The organism is Synechococcus sp. L2F (assembly GCF_024345695.1).
In the GTDB taxonomy this organism is placed as follows: Bacteria; Cyanobacteriota; Cyanobacteriia; order PCC-6307; family Cyanobiaceae; genus MW101C3.
In genome coordinates, this window is record NZ_JAGQBP010000001.1 from 17,269 (window position 1) to 33,647 (window position 16,379).

The 16,379-nt window shown below is 63.9% G+C and carries 17 protein-coding genes and 2 pseudogenes; 8 read left to right on the forward strand and 11 right to left on the reverse strand.

What is annotated here, in order from left to right; all coding sequences use genetic code 11:
* From KBZ19_RS00075 to KBZ19_RS00090, 4 genes are all read right to left on the reverse strand, one after another.
* Nucleotides 1-870 carry a DUF2075 domain-containing protein gene (locus tag KBZ19_RS00075; RefSeq protein WP_255099216.1) on the reverse strand — a complete coding sequence of 290 codons (870 nt, stop codon included), beginning with the start codon at nucleotides 868-870 and terminating at the stop codon, nucleotides 1-3.
* Entirely contained in the window at nucleotides 831-1,328 is a 498-nt protein-coding gene (locus KBZ19_RS00080) for a DNA/RNA helicase domain-containing protein (RefSeq protein WP_255099217.1), read from the reverse strand. The genes KBZ19_RS00075 and KBZ19_RS00080 overlap by 40 nt, the downstream gene beginning before the upstream one ends.
* A 321-nt stretch (nucleotides 1,329-1,649) precedes the next feature.
* A complete protein-coding gene (locus KBZ19_RS00085; RefSeq protein ID WP_255099218.1) occupies nucleotides 1,650-1,859 on the reverse strand; it encodes a hypothetical protein in 210 nt (69 codons plus the stop codon).
* Between the two features lie 336 nt (nucleotides 1,860-2,195).
* Entirely contained in the window at nucleotides 2,196-2,864 is a 669-nt protein-coding gene (locus KBZ19_RS00090) for an alpha/beta family hydrolase (protein WP_255099219.1), read from the reverse strand.
* A 75-nt stretch (nucleotides 2,865-2,939) separates the two neighbouring features.
* On the opposite strand from KBZ19_RS00090, the gene KBZ19_RS00095 reads away from it, so the two are divergent.
* From KBZ19_RS00095 to KBZ19_RS15155, 3 genes and pseudogenes are all read left to right on the forward strand, one after another.
* The gene (locus KBZ19_RS00095; RefSeq protein ID WP_255100007.1) at nucleotides 2,940-4,160 is read left to right on the forward strand and encodes a glycosyltransferase family 2 protein; all 1,221 of its coding nucleotides are present in this window, start codon (nucleotides 2,940-2,942) and stop codon (nucleotides 4,158-4,160) included.
* Between the two features lie 582 nt (nucleotides 4,161-4,742).
* The gene (locus tag KBZ19_RS00100) at nucleotides 4,743-4,886 is read left to right on the forward strand and encodes a hypothetical protein (protein ID WP_255099220.1); all 144 of its coding nucleotides are present in this window, start codon (nucleotides 4,743-4,745) and stop codon (nucleotides 4,884-4,886) included.
* Between the two features lie 8 nt (nucleotides 4,887-4,894).
* Nucleotides 4,895-5,188 (forward strand): annotated as a pseudogene (locus KBZ19_RS15155) (type II toxin-antitoxin system PemK/MazF family toxin); the annotation flags it as partial.
* A 48-nt stretch (nucleotides 5,189-5,236) separates the two neighbouring features.
* Here the strand turns inward: KBZ19_RS15155 and KBZ19_RS00105 are convergent.
* Nucleotides 5,237-6,094 (reverse strand): alpha/beta hydrolase, encoded by an 858-nt coding sequence (locus tag KBZ19_RS00105; RefSeq protein ID WP_255099221.1) that lies wholly within the window; start codon nucleotides 6,092-6,094, stop codon nucleotides 5,237-5,239.
* 74 nt (nucleotides 6,095-6,168) lie between these two features.
* On the opposite strand from KBZ19_RS00105, the gene KBZ19_RS00110 reads away from it, so the two are divergent.
* Nucleotides 6,169-6,597, forward strand: coding sequence for a CopD family protein (locus tag KBZ19_RS00110; RefSeq protein WP_255099222.1), 429 nt, complete (start codon nucleotides 6,169-6,171; stop codon nucleotides 6,595-6,597).
* Between the two features lie 129 nt (nucleotides 6,598-6,726).
* Here KBZ19_RS00110 and KBZ19_RS00115 read toward each other — a convergent pair.
* From KBZ19_RS00115 to KBZ19_RS00130, 4 genes and pseudogenes are all read right to left on the reverse strand, one after another.
* Nucleotides 6,727-7,131 (reverse strand): annotated as a pseudogene (locus KBZ19_RS00115) (AbrB family transcriptional regulator).
* A 45-nt stretch (nucleotides 7,132-7,176) separates the two neighbouring features.
* A complete protein-coding gene (locus KBZ19_RS00120) occupies nucleotides 7,177-7,827 on the reverse strand; it encodes a thermonuclease family protein (RefSeq protein WP_255099223.1) in 651 nt (216 codons plus the stop codon).
* Nucleotides 7,828-7,863: 36 nt separating this feature from the next.
* The gene (locus KBZ19_RS00125; RefSeq protein WP_255099224.1) at nucleotides 7,864-8,664 is read right to left on the reverse strand and encodes a glycosyltransferase; all 801 of its coding nucleotides are present in this window, start codon (nucleotides 8,662-8,664) and stop codon (nucleotides 7,864-7,866) included.
* Between the two features lie 1,322 nt (nucleotides 8,665-9,986).
* Entirely contained in the window at nucleotides 9,987-10,340 is a 354-nt protein-coding gene (locus KBZ19_RS00130; RefSeq protein ID WP_255099225.1) for a helix-turn-helix domain-containing protein, read from the reverse strand.
* Between the two features lie 114 nt (nucleotides 10,341-10,454).
* Here KBZ19_RS00130 and KBZ19_RS00135 point away from each other — a divergent pair, with 114 nt between their 5' ends.
* The 3 genes from KBZ19_RS00135 to KBZ19_RS00145 all read left to right on the forward strand — a co-directional run bounded on the left by KBZ19_RS00135 (nucleotide 10,455) and on the right by KBZ19_RS00145 (nucleotide 13,936).
* Complete coding sequence (locus KBZ19_RS00135; RefSeq protein ID WP_255099226.1) at nucleotides 10,455-11,189, forward strand: glucose 1-dehydrogenase; 735 nt, start codon at nucleotides 10,455-10,457, stop codon at nucleotides 11,187-11,189.
* Between the two features lie 22 nt (nucleotides 11,190-11,211).
* A complete protein-coding gene (locus KBZ19_RS00140) occupies nucleotides 11,212-11,652 on the forward strand; it encodes a putative quinol monooxygenase (RefSeq protein ID WP_255099228.1) in 441 nt (146 codons plus the stop codon).
* A gap of 784 nt (nucleotides 11,653-12,436) precedes the next feature.
* Complete coding sequence (locus tag KBZ19_RS00145) at nucleotides 12,437-13,936, forward strand: hypothetical protein (RefSeq protein WP_255099229.1); 1,500 nt, start codon at nucleotides 12,437-12,439, stop codon at nucleotides 13,934-13,936.
* On the opposite strand, the gene KBZ19_RS00150 is transcribed toward KBZ19_RS00145, so the two are convergent.
* Together KBZ19_RS00150 and KBZ19_RS00155 are read right to left on the reverse strand one after the other, a co-directional pair.
* The gene (locus KBZ19_RS00150; protein WP_255099231.1) at nucleotides 13,926-14,174 is read right to left on the reverse strand and encodes a type II toxin-antitoxin system PemK/MazF family toxin; all 249 of its coding nucleotides are present in this window, start codon (nucleotides 14,172-14,174) and stop codon (nucleotides 13,926-13,928) included. The genes KBZ19_RS00145 and KBZ19_RS00150 overlap by 11 nt on opposite strands.
* A gap of 108 nt (nucleotides 14,175-14,282) precedes the next feature.
* Nucleotides 14,283-14,507, reverse strand: a complete 225-nt coding sequence (locus KBZ19_RS00155; RefSeq protein ID WP_255099232.1) for a ribbon-helix-helix domain-containing protein — start codon at nucleotides 14,505-14,507, stop codon at nucleotides 14,283-14,285.
* 632 nt (nucleotides 14,508-15,139) lie between these two features.
* On the opposite strand from KBZ19_RS00155, the gene KBZ19_RS00160 reads away from it, so the two are divergent.
* Nucleotides 15,140-16,201, forward strand: a complete 1,062-nt coding sequence (locus tag KBZ19_RS00160; protein WP_255099233.1) for an endonuclease/exonuclease/phosphatase family protein — start codon at nucleotides 15,140-15,142, stop codon at nucleotides 16,199-16,201.
* Nucleotides 16,202-16,379: the final 178 nt, after the last annotated feature.

Sequence of the window (16,379 nt, forward strand, 5' to 3'; positions counted from 1 at the left end):
TTAGCCAGAATCGCCAGACGGATCCAACCTCTCGCGGAAATAGGTCTGCAGCTGGGGATCGCAGGCAAACACCCAGCAGCTCTTCATGCCGCGGGTCATCAGGGTGCGGTAGGTGTTGCGGATCAGGCGGCTGAGCCGCTCCTCGGTGCCCTCCGGGTCGGTGGCCATGGCGGCCCGCCAGCCGCTCAGGCTCTTGTCGCTGCGGGCCCTAGTGGTGGGATTCGCCAGCAGCCGGCCACCTCGGAACTGGAGATCCGGCCCGATGATCACGCCGATCGTGTCGACCTCCAGACCCTGGCAGGTGTGCACGCAGCCCACCTCCTCAACGCCGGTGGGACTGATGATCCAGGTGTTGCCCTCCGAGGCCAGGTTCCAGCGGGCGGCGTAGCCATGCTCGGGGATCACGATGTCGCTGAGATCCGGGTTGCGTTTCGAGGCCCAGTTCCAGCAGTAGCCGGCCACCAGCCGGGCGCGGTTGTTGCCATTGGCGTGGCGGATCGCCGTATGCAGGCTCTGCGGGTCATCGAAAAGGCGGAAGTCGAACACCTCCCGGTCGAGCTCCGGGTTGGCGGTGGAGCGGATGCCGAGCAGATCATCCAGCCAGGCCAGATAGCCATCGGAGCCGGCACAGCGGAACTGGGAAGGCAGCTCATCGCACACCACCTGCGCGCCTAGCTGGCTGGCGTGCTCGCGGATCTCGGCTTCTGTGCCGATGTCCTTCCAGGCGACCTGCTGGTCTTCATCGAGGAAGAACACACTCAGGTGGCTGGCGTTGATGATCTCCCTGACCTGGTTCTCTCCCTGGTTGCCATAAAGGCCGCTGAAGCGGTTCAGCCGGTGGGCCTCGTCGACCACCAGGGTGTCGTACAAACCGGGGGGCAGTCAACAAAGGCACCCGATCCGCAGAAGAGGTTGTCGAAACGGGTGCGCCGAAGCTGACCGGTGAGTTTGGCCTTGAACACTGTGCGCGGGGCGGCGTTCTTGCTCACGTAGCGGATGCTGAGCCCCTTCTGCAGCATGGCCGCCATCAAGTGGATCGCCACCACTGACTTGCCGGTCCCAGGGCCGCCCCGCACCAGCAGCACGGTGCGCTTGCCGGGCCGCAGCTTTCTCGCGAACTGCAGGGCTCGCTCATAGACGACCTTCTGTTCCTCGATCAGGGTGAATTCACTGTTTCCAAGCACCATCTGCTCGAACACTTCCGCCAGCTGCCGTGATGGCCGGGTCCGGCCATCACGGGTCCGCTTGATCGTCTCGCCGCCATCGCCCTGCGTAAGGCAGCGGGTCAGGAAGCCAACCAGTTCATCGGTGTGATGCCTGAGGAACACCGGAGCCCGCTCCAGGTAGTCCTGGTAGCAGTCCGCGAGAACCCCGCTGCCGTCGCTGCAGTTGTGAAGGTAGGCGCAGGGGTGATCGCGATGGCGTGCTCCTGTACGGCGGTGTTGAAGTCCTCCAGCAGGCAGGAGTAGCTCCAGGCCTGGTAGGAGGGGTGGGTGAGATCCCGTGGGCCGCCACCCACGACGGAGCGCACCACACCATCCATGGCTGTGGCATCCACGGTTTCCCACTGCTTGAGCTCCACGATCACCGCCGCATGTCGCTCGTCCGGGGAGCGGCAGATCGATCCGGCGCGAGGTGTTGTGGATCTGTTACTCGATCGCCACCCCCAGCCCCGCAGGGATCTGGGGGGCCAGCAGGAATTGGCTGACGTACTGAAAGGAATTACGCCAGGCCCGCACCTCTGCCGGGCTGACCCGCCGACCGGCAAGGGCCTTGAGCCGCTCTCCAACCTCCTCCTCAATGCGATTACGGCGCACATGCTCCAGGAAAACCTCGCGGGTTTCCAGGTAGATGATCATTGCGCCCGCCTGTCATGGCGAGTTGATCCTATGGATGGGCAACAACACCCTTCCCGCCAGGGCCATGCATTCGCTGCATTGTTTGATCTGTTGCTGCTGCTTGCAGGCTTGAGGCCTGTCAGGGCTTTAGCCATATAGACGTCCCGTTGGAGGCCCGGCCCCCGTACCGATTGGGCATCAACCGACACAGAGCGGCAGAGGCGGGACCTCGCGGTAGAGGGGCCGAACACTTGGGAGCGCTGGGCTTCCGTTCCCAGTGGCAGCGGATCCTGCCGGTAACGATGGCGTGGCGTGGATGGAACCCATGGTGCCGATTCCCTTCCGGCAGACCAGGGCTCACCCCTCCAGCATCCCCCGCACAAACTGATCACTCCACGCCACCGCCGTGGCCCAGTTCTCCGCCTCGCTGAGGCCCGAACTGCGGGTGGGCTTGAAGCTGTGGTCACCGCTGGGGATCCAGCGCACTTGCACCTGCGGCGAGAAGCTGTAGGTCTCGACCTCCTCCCGCCGCCCGAAGGTGTCGCGCTCCCCCTGCAGGATCAGGGTGGGGGTGTGCAGGGCGGCCAGGTGCTCGGTGCGCAGCTGCAGCGGCTTGCCGGGCGGGTGGAAGGGATAGCCGAGGCACAGGCAACCGCTCACCCCGTCGCTGGCGGCCAGTTCATCCACCAGCAGGCTGGCCACCCGCCCGCCCATCGACTTGCCGCCGATGAACAGCGGCCGCTCCGGGCTTTCGCCCCTCTCCAGCCGCACCTGCTGGCGGAAGGCCTCCTGCAGCACCGGCATCCGATCAGGCCCCTGGCGGCGGCCGGTCTCGCGCATCCGGGCCATGTAGGGAAACTCAAAGCGCACCACTCGCCAGCCCTGCTGCGCAAGGCCGCTGGCGATGGCCGCCATGAGCGCGCTGTCCATGGGTGCACCGGCCCCGTGGGCTAGCAGCACGGTGGCCGGCGCGGCATCGGGACCACCGATCAACCGTGGCGCGGAAGTGGGGGCCTCAGTCGTCATCCGCCAATCCTGGATCGGTTCAGGGTGATGCGTGAGCCGGGCCACCATGGGCTGAACAATCCTGAGGGCTACGCCATGGATCCAGCCACGGCCCTCGCCTGGGCGCTGCTGTCGATGGCCGCCGCCGCGCTTGGCCTGGTGATCCTGATCGCCGGCCTGGCGCGGGTGTTTGCGCGGGCGCCCAGGCTGGCGGAACGGCCGGAGCCGGGATCGGACGCATCAGCGACCCTGGCCAACACCTCGCTCACGGTTGTGGTGCCGGCCTACAACGAAGCGGCCAACATCGCCGCCTGCCTCACCAGCCTGCTGAGCAGCGAGGACCCCTGTGGCGACTGGCGGGTGCTGCTGGTGGACGATCGCTCCAGCGATGCCACGGTGGCGATCGCCCTGGAGGCGGCAGGGGCCTGTGGCGCCACGGAGCCGCGCTTCTCGCTGCTCGATGCCGGGGCCCGGCCGGTGGGCGAGCGCTGGGTGGGCAAGAACTGGGCCTGCAGCCGCGCCATGGAGCACGTTGTGAGCGAATGGGTGCTGTTCGTCGATGCCGATGTGCGTCTGCAGCCGGCCACCCTGCGGCGCGCCCTGGCCCAGGCAATCGCAGACGGGGCCGACCTGTTCAGCCTGGCGCCGCGGCTGAGCTGCGGCTGCCTGGCGGAGTGGATGGTGCAGCCGATCATGGCCAGCCTGCTGGGGCTCGGCTTTCCGATCGAAGCCGCCAATGATCCCGCCAGTCCGGTGGCCTTCGCCGCCGGGCCGTTCATGCTGTTCCGCCGCAGCACCTACCTGGCGATCGGCGGCCACCGGGCCCTGGCGGCAGAGGTGGTGGAGGACCTGGCCCTGGCGCGGCGAATCAAGCAGGGCGGCCATCGCCTGCGCTACCTGCTGGGGCTCGATGCGCTCGAGCTGCGCATGTACAGCGATTTCGCCTCCCTCTGGGAGGGCTGGACCAAGAACTGGCTGCTGGGCCTCGATGGCGATGTGGCCAGGGCCCTGGCGGCCTCGTCGGTGGTGCTGCTCATGTTCAGCGGCCCCTGGTTGCTGACACCGGCCGCTGCGATTGCGGCCGCGCTGCTGCCCGGCCAACGGTTGGTTCTGCTGGTTGCCCTGGCCCTCGCCCTGGTGGGCATCGCCCTGCAACTGGTCCTGCGCCTGTGGACCCGCCGCCAGTTCCAGGTGCCGCTCACCCTCTGGTGGCTGATGGGAGCCGGTGGCCTGGTGGTGGCCGCGATCGGTCCGGTGTCGGTGTGGCGCACCCTCAGCGGCCGTGGTTGGACCTGGAAGGGGCGGCCGTTGGCATGAACAGCGACCGGTTCATGAAGAGCCGTTGCCGCAGATCACAAGCGGTGTCCTCCTGACAGGAAAGTCTTGCCGCCTGCGGCCGGCGGATCGATGGTGAATGCATCACGAACCGGGAGGCTCCAGAGCATGGATGACACCCCACCCGAGCAGGTGTGAGGAGCGCGCTGACGATCCGGCCCCTGCTCCAACACTCTCATCGGATCTCTGGCTTCCCTGGCGTGTTACGCCGTCGCCGTCCATTGCACCGCTATAGGTGCCCCGGACCAAACGGGAAGTCCCTCTAGTCACCTGGCCCCAGGTGCCAGCGTCAGCCACTCCGCCCGATTAGCCAAACTCCTTCAAAGCCCGGTGACGAAGTCACCGGGCTTTGTCGTGCTCAGCCTTCCCATGCCTGACCTGGCCAAGCCAGGTGGTGCCGTCACCATCGAGCCGAGACCGGAATGACGTCTAACGTTGAAGCATCAGACCATGAGGTTGGCGAAAGCCGCTGCCGTCATGACCCCAGCTGATCAAACCAACCAAAAGCTCGACGCTCCCTTTTCCGTACGCCGCCGGCAACGAGGGGGGAGAAGCGTCCTGCAGGTGAGCAGTTCGCTGAGCGCCATGGAGGCTCTGCGAGCACGGATTCGGGCCCAGAGCAAAACCGTGGCCGAGCACATCGCGGCCGATCCGGACGCCAAGTCTTTCATCGGCAACTGGACCACACCTGAGCCCTTCGGCCGCTGAGCACAAGCGTGGAGCTGAAGGCGGGGCAAATCGTCACGGTCGATTGGCGCAAAGATCCAGGCGACCCCGATCGAGACCCACACCCCCCGGAGCCCAACAAGCTCAGACCGGCAGTGGTCGTGCAGGACAGCGCACTGTTTGACCTTGTCTATCCAACAGTCTTAGTCGTGCCGATGACGAGCGACGCCGAGCTGGCCATTCCAGACCTGACTGTGGTGCTGCAGCCCAGCGCGACCAACGGCTGCAAGAAGGTGAGCTATCTGCTCCCGCAGAATCTCACCTGCGTGGCCAGGACACGCATCACCACAGCCACCGACTCCTGCGTCACCTCCGCCGAGCTTCAGCAACTGCTAGCGGCTGTGGGGACGGCCAGTTTCCTGGCCTTGCAGGGCAGCGCGAAAGGCCCCCGAATTGAGGATCGGCGTGTTGTGGTCGAGGTCGGGCACCAGAATCAGCTCTGCCACACCGGGCTGGAAGGCGCGGTGCAGGGCGACGGCGTGGCGAGTGGGCACCACCCGATCGACGGCCGCCGCCACGATCGTGGTGGGCGCGCGCACCAGGGGCGCCTCGGCGGCCGCATCCCAGCGATCGAGCAGCAGCAGATCCACCGGCAGCCACGGCATGGTGCCGCGGGCCACCGCCAGCAGGCTGTCGAAAGGCACCAGCAGCAACAGCCGCTGCACCGGGCGGGTGGCAGCCAGATGCACCGCGGGCCCGGTGCCAAGGCTGCGTCCCACCACCGTCACCGCGCTGTGGCGCTCGGCCACGTGGGCATAGAGGGCCCGGGCGTCGGCGCGCAGGGCCGCTTCGCTGGGTCTGCCCTCGCTGCCGCCGTAGCCGCGGTAATGAAGCAGGTAGAGGGCTGTGTCGGGCAGCAGAGCGGCCAGCTCGGCGCGGGTGAGGGACACGTCCTCGGCGTTGCCCCCGAAGTAAATCAGCGCCCGAGGACCCGGATGGGGGCGATGGGCCACCAGCACGCGCTTGCCCTCCACCTGCAGCTCCAGCCGGCCGGATGGATCTGCGGCGGGCTGGGGGAAATAGATCAACGAGCGCTGGGACAGGAACACCAGCAGGGAGACACCGCCGTAGCCCAGCGCCACCAAGCCGGCCCAGCCCAGCCACCTACCCACAGTCATCGGTGCTTTGCCCAGCGCCCTTGAACAGCCCAGGATGAACGGCGCCGCACGCCGATCGACGATCACCGTCATGGTCAGACAGCCCGAACGGGCTCCATCGTGCAAGCAGCCGAGTCCTCGTTGAGACGGCTGTGTTCTCGCTGCTGGTGATTGTGCATGCCCTGGCCGCCACGGTCTGGACCGGCGGCCATCTGGTGGTGGATCTGGGCGTGCTGCCCCGCGCCCTGCGCGAGGGTCGGGCGGCGCCGATCCGCGCCTTCGAGGAGACGTTCGAGCCGCTGGGCCTCACCGCTTTCGCCATCCAGGTGGTCACCGGCCTGTGGATGGGCTGGATCTACCTTCCCCACTTCCAGGGGCTCTTCAACCCACAGAACCCGATCGGCCTGCTGGTGGGCACCAAGTTGCTGCTGCTGGTCGGTACCGCGGCACTGGCCGTGCATGCCCGCCTGCGGCTGATCCCCAACCTCAGAGACGACAACCTCAGTGGCTTGGCCTGGCACATCCGTGGCACCACTGCCCTGGCGATCGCCTTTGTGGTGGTGGGAGCGCTGATCCGCCTGGGCGGGCTGGATTGAGAGGCTCGCTCCCCATCGACCAGGCCTTCAAGCCGCCACTCCGATGGCCCAGATCTCCGCCTTGCTGACGCCGGAACGACGGGTGAGCTTGTAGCCGTTATCAGCGCAGAGGATCCAGCCCAGCGACCTTCACTCCTCGTCGTCAGCCCCACCAGCAGGAACCAGGCGGATCTGCTTGCGGCCCAGCTTGATTTCAAACTCATCGCCAGGCTTGAGGTCCAGCAGGGCGGAGTACGCCTTGCCGATCAGCAGGTTGCCGTTGCCCTACACAGTGGCGACATAGCTCAAGGTCCAGCCACCCTTGCCTTTGCTCTTGCTGTTGCCATCACCCAGGCTCACGCCCTTGGCTTCCAGCAGCGCCTCATAGAACGCCGTGAAGTTCAGGCCTTCACCACCATCCTTCTTGGTGCAGACAGTACCCGCCTCCCGCACCAGATCTGATTTGGAGACTTCAGCCAGTTCCTTGACCTTGGCGAGCAGTTCAGATCCGGTGGGCCATGGTGATGGAGCATCAATCGGCTGGACCACAACCATCAGGCTGTTGGTGGCCAGAGCAAGAAGGTGCGGGTGTCCGTCCCCTCAGGGGAGGCTTTCGCAGGCCACACCATCACCATTTCCATCCAGGTAGGTGTGGCCTTGGCGCAGCAGTTCCTGTGCGCGTGCAAAGGAGCCGATCTCACTGCAGCGATACCTCCGGCCACCAGGAATCGACTCGGTGCCGCTGCCTGCTCGGCCCGACGTTCTGCCGCGCCGGAAGTCCCAGGGACGGGTGATGCCGCCCGGCACCCTCCACACCCCGAAGCGTCTCCGGGACGCCCGGAACTCGGCATCCAGATACTCCTTGGCGTTGCATTGGGCCAGGTATGGGCGGTAGGCAAACGCCATGCCGTCTTCCACCAGCGCCAGGTTGAGGTTCACATCCCCGATCACCTCCGCCACCGTGCGGCCAAAGCGATCCACCGTCTGGGGCCTGAGGGTCACGCTGGAGCCCAGCCGCAGCCGGCTCTGCAGGTAACGGCGGGCGTTGACGCCATGGGGAGCCTGCGCCATCTCGGGGGCATCGATGCAGGCCAGCCGAATCGTGAGCCGCTGCTGGCCCTGCTGCACCCGGATCGTGTCACCGTCACCGATCGAGAGCACCGTGGCGCGAACCTCGGGTCCGGCCATGGCGGCCGGGGCCACCTGCACCGCCAGGAACAGACCCGAGAGCATGAGCTGAAGAAGGTTCATCGGGCTACTCAGGATCAACTGCGGCTTCCTGCAGAATCACCCGACAGTCATGCTGGATGCAGAGAATCGACGATCAAGTTCAACCGGGCTGATCATCTGAGCAGAACGAAGGGCCCAAGACGCGGAAGCATGGGTTGATTGGAGCAGAATCCGCTCACCTCTTTCCCATGCACAACGTCTTGAAAGAAGCTCCAGGTCGTCAAACCAGGTTGTTTTCGTCATCTGGCCCCCATGCAACCGAATATGATAAACATGGGCATCAATCACCACCCCGGGTGCCATGCAGGTCACGGCCATCATCATGCCAAGATCTTCTCCTTGAGGTAAGCCCATCCAGCCTCCAGCCCGCTTCAGAAGGTTGGCTTCCACGAGCAGCGTTGTTGGCCCCAAGGGGATGCTGGCCTTCGGTGTTGGCCAGGCACGCCAGATGTCTCCGGGGGAGCTGGGGCCTGCTGGCACGATTCCTGGGTCGATCTTGGAATCATCCGTGCAGTATCCCGCAGACCAAAGTGCACCTTGATGACTGCGGATTGCATCCAGTCGTTTATCAATCGACTGCGGATGAAGCCAGTCATCGTCATCGGCGCTGGTAATCCATTCGCCTTTTGCAACCACCAAGCCCAAATTGCGAGCGGCGGCTTGGCCGATGGACCGCCCTGTTGCAATAACAGTCGCCCGTTCGCAGAGTTCAGGCGGAAGGTCTTCCCGGCTGGCACCATCAACAACAACAACGTGTTCGACCAAGCAATCGTTATACCTCAGGCTCTCATTCAACTCCACCAACATGCTGAGCCGATCTGGCAGAAGCCTGGTTGGAGTGATAACGCTGACAGTCATCAAGTTTGCAAGCGCTATGCCGTTGTCTCTTCACTGTAGACACCGTGAATCAGGGAGCCCGGCCAGGCGCCAGGGTCCAAGCTCACCACGGAGCGGCCTGTGGGCCCAGGCTGGGGTCATCAGCTCAGTCTGAGGGCCCGACCGCCCTTCCATCTTCACCACGCTCAGGGGCGCGGCTCCAGCCTCTCCAGCGCCGCCCCGAGCTCACCGATGAACTCATCCGGCCACCGGGCCCCGGATCAGGGGGTGGGGGCGCTCCGGCTTGAGTCAGCCGCATTTGGCACGTGCCAAAGACCGATCACGAAGATCCGATGCTGAACCGCAGCTGCAGCATGGCGAATCCCGCCAGACAGGTGGCAGCCAGCATTGGGAATGTATGCAGCACAATTGGGCTTCCTTGGCCTCCGGTCTACCCACGCTGACTCCCCAATTCCTGCAGATGAAGGGCAGAGTGTGGAGACCAACAGACAGATTCGCTGATGACGTTGTGTTGCTGATTGCCTGATCGCTTTCTCCAGTTGCTTTCAGAACACGACCCTCTGCTACAGCCAGCGCACCAAGCCACCCACCGCCGGCACCGGTGCGACGGTATGGCCGACGCAATCGAATCAGTCGCGAAGGTCCACGAACGTTCCCTCACCATTGATGCGAGGCCGGCAGGTGCCGGAAGCGAGGCAGCAGCCCAGCCGATGGCGGCCCAAGATGAATGTGATCCCTTTGCCGTTGGGCAGGCTCCCCAGAGCCTCAGTGGACGAACCACAGTGGCCAGCAGCTCGATGCTTGATTGGCAAAGAACTCCTGGAGCCTGGGCCTAAGCTTGCCGGCATACCCATTAGGAGTGGTGGATGTGGAAACTTGCCATTCCGATCTGGGAGTTCGTGCTTCGCGGAGCAATCGTTTACATCTTTCTGCTCGTTCTGCTACGAGTAACGGGCAAACGACAGATCGATCAACGATGTGCACGTGGCCATTCTGGAGAACAACGGCTCGATCACCGTGCTGCCGATCCATTCCAGACGATGAGGCCAGCATCAAGTGTTAAGTCAACAATAGATTTCCAGCCAGACTGGAGGCACACATGGCACTCAGCGAGTTCATGACTTGCAAGCAGATCGGACCCAGCGATGTCGAGCAGACCGCAGCCAGGACATGCGCTTCAACCACCAATTCACCCGATCGGATGCCGTCCCGAGCCGAACAGCCGAGTGCTTTGCAGAGGCCAAGGGCTAGGCCCGGTTGCAGGGCCTCGGCTGAACGTGCTGATCAGCGATGCGTTGGATCCGAACAGCTCGGCGGCATGCAGGCCCACCGGAACTGGGAGATCATTCGAAGCGATCCTGGCGCTGCAGGTGCTGCTCCCCCCAGGCACAGAGTGACTGAATCAATGGGATCAGGCTGCGGCCGTAGGCACTGAAGCGATAACTCACTTGCGGCAGTTTGGCAGGCATCACCTCCCGCTCCACCAACCCGCCGCGTTCCAGGTCGCGCAGGTGCTGGGTCAGCACCTTGTCGCTGATCTCTGGAATCGCGCGGCGCAGATCTCCGTAGCGCTGAGGGGTCTCCCGCAGCTGCCAGAGGATCGGCAAGGTCCACTTGCCCTGCAACACCTTGAGGGCAGCTCTCACGAAGGTGGTGCCTTCGATGGGATCAGTCCCCGTCGGCAGGGTTGCGCTCATTGGAGATGGCGAGCCTGGCCCGGCAACGCACCTGAAAGTAAGCCCTTCCTTTCCATGGCGAGCCGCCATAGGTTGCCGATCGATCCCCACCGTCCCCGGCGCACCACAACGACGATGACGCGATTGCAAGGCAAGGTGGCCCTGGTCACGGGCGGATCCCGCGGCATCGGCCGGGCCATCGCAGAGCGGCTGGGGCGTGATGGAGCCGATGTGGTGCTCACCTACGCCGGCAATCACGAGAAGGCAGAGGCTGTGGCGGCTGCGATTCGAGCAGGTGGAGTGCGGGCGCTGGCACACCAATCCGACCTCAGCCAGGTGAGCCAGACCCGGGCCCTGTTCGCTGCCGTGCTCGAGCAATTCGGTCATCTGGACATCGTCGTCAACAACGTCGGGGTATCCGTGTTCAAACCCACGACTGACATCGAGGAAGAGGACTATGACCGCGTGATGGGCACCAATGCCCGCGGCACGTTCTTCGCCCTGCAGGAGGCGGCCCGCCACGTGGCCGACGGTGGCCGGATCATCAATCTGGCCAGCGGTGCCACCCGCCAGGCCCTGCCCGCCGCAGGTCTCTACGCCGCCAGCAAGGCGGCGGTGGAGCAGTTCGGCATGGCCCTCTCCAAGGAGCTCGGCCCCCGTGGCATCACCGTCAACCAGATCGGCCCCGGGGTCACTGACACAGACGGCCTGGTGATGCCAGCCGATGCCCTGGCCCATCTGATCGCTGCCACTCCGTTGGGTCGCCTCGGCCAACCCGCCGATCTGGCGGATGTGGTGGCTTTTCTCGCCTCCGATGACACCCGCTGGGTGAACGGACAGACGCTTCAGGTGAATGGCGGCATCCTCTGACACCTTCCCTGCACGTCATCCAATGACCGGAACAACTGCCAGCTCTGATAACGGCTTTCCCGTCAACACGATCAGCGTCGGCGACGGCATCGTGCTGATCAACGTGTTTCATCTGGATCCAGATCAGGCCGAGGCCTTCGTGGCCACCCAGGTGAGCGAATACAAGCGCCTACAAGGCGTCTTTCCGGGCAGCCTGAGCGCCAACCTGCACCTCAGCCTCGATCGCACCCGCGCCGTCAACTACGCCCACTTCAGCTCCGTCGAGGCCTATCTGGCCATGCGCGCCAGCCCTGCCTTTGCGCAGCATCTGGAGCGGCTGAAGGGACTGGTTCTGAAGGCCGAGCCTCAGCTCTACACCGTGGCCTACACCCAGAACGCCGATCAACCCGCGTCCAACGCAGCCCTGCCGCCCCTCGTGGATCCCGACAAGGCGCCGCGGCTTGGCCCGGTCACGCCTCAGTGAAACAGCCTTCGGGCTCCACCTGCCTGTTTGCTTGATCAGCCCAGTGGGTGGCAGACGTCCAGGCCTCCCCGATCGAATCAATGTGCTGATCGCGCACGCAGTGGGGTTGACCGATGTGGGCGGTGCTCTCAACAGAGTGGACCAGGCCAGAGGCGGCATGAAAGCTGTAGCCCTTGGCTTCCGCGTGGCGGTTGTGGCAACGCATTCCAAAGAACCACTGCTGCAGTAGGTGGATCCGCAGCATCACCTCCGAAGGAATCGGTGGACGACCTCCTTAGCTGGACGGCTTGTGGTGTTCCTTAGCAGAGACGACTCACCTAGCGCACCCACACTATATGCAATGTAAGATTGTAATAAAACATTTTTTACACGCTGCATCGGTGCTGCATCGTTGCTGCATCATTGCTTTATCGGCATGGCGTATTGCTGTGGGTGGGCTAGTAGTGGATTGAGGACCTAGGTCCTTGTCGGCACCCAGCGACTGGCGTCCATAGAGGCCGATCCGCGGACTCGGGGGTTGTGTCTCTGGTTTATTGGCGCGGCGTCTTCTGTCGCTCTCTCTTTGATACTGATTTCACGGAGGTGACTCACCATGGAGATCAAATCAGCCTTCAAGGTTGTTGTCAACAACGGCGTTCTGGTTCCTGGGTCGGAGCGAACGTTCAACAGCTACAACCAGCCATCGGTGAATGCATCCGGCCTCATTGTCTTCCGCGCCCGCAGTCAGGGAGGGAAGGGGGGGGGAGAACCTGAGACCGGGATCTTCACACGCCAGCTCTCAAGGTTGCCCTCCCCCATCGTGATCAACGCTGTGGCGCTACGGGATGGCCTGGTTCCTGATCCCAACAACGCCAGCAGCACCTTCAACGAGTTCCCATCCTTCCCCAGGATTGATCAATCCTCCTCCTTCCTCGCCTTCCGCGGACAGTCGCAGCCAGTGTGGAACGTGCTGGACTCCACGGGCGCCATCGTGGAAAAAGTGGGAACCGCCGGCATCTACGGCACTCCCAGTGGCTCATTGACCACAGCGATGACGCAGCTGGGGGCAGTCCCGGTGTTCAGTTCCTTCAGCGTTCCCAACACGGTTGCGGGCACGAAATTTGACCAGTTTCCAGGGGCCCCCTCCCCGACTAGTGTCACCCAGTGGCTGTACACGCCCTTGTGGCAGCTCGTTCGCCAGAGCTGGACGGTCTTCAAGGGCAACTGGACCGACAACTCCAACCCGCTGAACCCCATCGGCAGGACCGGGGTCTACTTCCGTGAATTGCTTGCCAACGGTGGCAAGGCACCTGTTCAGCTGATCGCCGACTCCCAGACGCTCATCCCCGGCACCTCCACTGCCTTCGGCTCAACGGCTCCGCCCAGCGCCGCAGGTAACAAGGCCGTGTTCCTTGGCCTCGACAACGAGGAATCACCCACGCTCGGGGGGATCTATCTCTCCAATCTCACGTCCAAGCCCACCAACATCAAGCCGATCGTCGAGCTCGGGGATCTGGCGAAGCTTGTCAAGGATGCCAACGGAGTCACCCGCATCGGAGAAGGTCTCTCCTTCAGCAGCAAGCCGTCGTTGATCTTCGGATCCACGGACACGGTGGGCTATTGGGGCTCCTGGGGAACTGACACCTTCACCCAGACCGTTGCCATCCCGAGTGACGGACGCAAGGAGTTGAGGGACTATGCCCTGCTCCTGGATGATCAGCAGGACGATGGCGAGGTGAACGGCAGTGCCGATGGAAACTTCGAGTTTGAAGTTCCTGTCAATCAGGGGATCTTCCTCACCAATGTGAACACCGGTGTCACCCGTCTGGTGGCTCAGACCGGTGACACCGATGGCAATGGAACGTTCGATGCGGATGAGTTCTCCACCTTCCTCTACTGGAACTTCTCGGGCAAGGTTCCCGGCAGCACGGATGAGGAGGACGGAGAATTCGCACGCTGGCGCTCCGCCCAGTTCATCGCCGTCGACGGCCAGCAGGTGGCCTTCAAGGCCACCAGGGGTCCCAATGTCGACAGCATCACAGGTCTCTACGTCCAGCGCGCCAACAAAGCCCCCATCCAGACGGTGGTAGAGACCGGCATGAACGGCACGATTCTGGATCCCGAGGCCATCGTCCCGGGCACGGTCCCGGGCACGGACATCCCACTGCCCATCACCTCGGTGGGCCTGGAGCGCGATGGCTTCCGCGGCAACCTGCTGGCCTTCAACGCCAGCATGGCCAACGAGAGTGCCGGCTGGGCGGGGATCTACGGCATCGAAAGCAACCAGATCCCGATCACCATCTGAGGGGCACACCGGACCGAATCAAGGCCTGGAGCTGCGAGTAGGCCACCGCAGCGTCTTGATTCGGTCCTGCCGCTGCGATCGGCACGGTGAACAGCTTGTCGACCATGAGCTGCGGGGGTTTGCGCAGCCCATTTCGAGGCGAGGGTTCGATCGCGATGCGCACCAGCGGAGCCTCCATCAGGGTGCTGGTGAGGGGGCAGAGGGTGACGCTGGGATGGGCCTGCAGCCAGAGATCCACCCAGCACCACCACCGCGGGCCGTGGCTTGCCGGAATAGACGCCGGGGCTGGCCACGGTCACCACCGTGCCGCGGCGCAGCGTGGCCCTCAGCTCCTGGGCAGCCGACGTCATGCGGTCCAGTCGCTCCAGTCGGGCACCTGCTCACTCCAGTTCGGCTGCTCCAGCTGGGCCAGGTGCTCCGATTGGCGGCGAGCCCCCTCACTGTCGCCATGGCGCAGCAGGTACTGATGAATGGCCTCGCGGATGTAGGCACTGCGGGTCTTGCCCTGCTTCTGGGCGAGCCGATCGAGCTGCCGCTCCAGTTCAGCCTCCATTCGCACGCCGATGACCATCGGGTCAGGCGTGAACCGCTTTGTGCAACAGCCTAGGGGTGCCGGGCGGATCAATTCGCCGCCTTGCGACACCCGTATCAAGGCCCAGCAGGCCGATCAGGCCCAACACCTGGTTCTGCGGCTTGGAGGCGGCGTCAGTGTTCTGGCCTGTACGGGGTCGCAAAGGAGTTACTCCTGATCCATCGGTGGTGGTTGCCACTGAGCCATGGTCGGCCGCCAACCCTGCTGGCGCTTTTTAAGCCCAGAGCCTCAGTGCTTCTTCCCGGCTCAGCGACAGACGATGGCGGCTGCGGGGCGGGGAAGCAGCCACGACAACACCAGCACAGAGAACACCCGTACTATCAGAAGTCATCTGGTTCTGGTCAGCTCGGGCGCGACCTCAACTGGAGCCCCAGGTGACAACGACGCGCTGAAAGCGTGCTGACAGGCGTGGCGCCCAGACCCGCACCCTTAACCAAGCAAGCGCAACACCTTGACGCCGGCCGCAGGACACGATCACCGACGCCCCGGATCGGCGGCAACCGCGGGCGAACGCGGATGCGTCAGCACCGCGCTGCTTGAACATCTTCTTACATGCAAACTTAACCTGACGTTGCTATATCCCAGTGAAGACTGAAGCGATCGGGAGCTCCATGACGGCCTTCAAAGTGATGAACTGGAATGTGGAGAACCTGTTCCTTCCTGATCCCTCGAAGCCGGAGGCTCAGCAGGAATTCCAGGACAAACTCACCAAGCTCGCCGCCGTGATCGACGAAGAGCAGCCTGATCTGCTGGCTCTCCAGGAGATCGGTCCGAACGGCGCCCTGGCGGCTCTGCAGCAGGCCCTGACCCATTCGATGCCCCATGCGGCGGAAGGAGTCCCGGAAGCCGGCGGAGAACCGAGCCGTGCCATCCGCGTGGCGATCCTCTCCACCCGCCCTCTGAGCGGTATCCGGTCCATCAGCCCGTTTCCGGATCTGATCCGTCCGGTCCAGCAGAAGGATCCGGTCTTCGACAAGCCGGGCACCGTCGCCGATGAATCGCTACTCGCCGCCATGGGCCGCAGCGCCCTGGAGGTGGTGGTGGAGGTTGACGGTACGGAGGTGACCGTGATCACCGCCCACTTCAAATCGAAGCTGATCAGCTATCCCCGGCCCAAGGGCAACTTCAGCCCGAAGGATGAGGACGAGCGTTACCGCTATGCGGCCTACGCGCTCTACCGCCGCACCGGGGAGGCGCTGACGATCCGTGACCGGATCAATGCGATCCTCTCCTCCGGTGCCGGAGAGCCCGATCCCGATGACGGACTGGGGCGTGAGAAGGCCGTGGTGTTCTGCGGGGACCTCAACGACCAGCCCGATGCCGCCACCACCCAGATCATTCAGGGTCCGACGGGCTCAGAGCTTGAGACCGCAGGTTTCCTCACTGGCGACAAGGGAGACGGCTACCGGATGTGGAATCTGGCTCCGCGCCTCAACGTCACGCCGGATGGCGAGCCACCCGCAGAGCCTCCCTACACCCGGGTGTTCAAGGGCCGTGGTGAATTGATCGATCACATCTTTGCCAGCCACCGCCTCGTGAACCCCAAGAACATCCCAGACGCCCGCACCGTTCTGGCGACGAACCGGCTGCCATCGGTGAATGAGGTTCCCACCGAGCGCAAATCCGACCCGGCATCCGATCACGCAGCGGTGGTGGCGACCTTCATGATCTGATCATTCAAGTGCACACCTGGCATGAACTGGGCTGAACCCACGGAACGTTGCCAGAGACCCAGAGCTTTTGGAATGTCTCTGTTCATGAGTTAGCCTGAGTGTGCTCAAGCTGGTTTGGCTTGTTGGCCACCTGTGAAGCAAGTCCTGTTCATTGGCTGATCGGACTTAATCGTTGTCC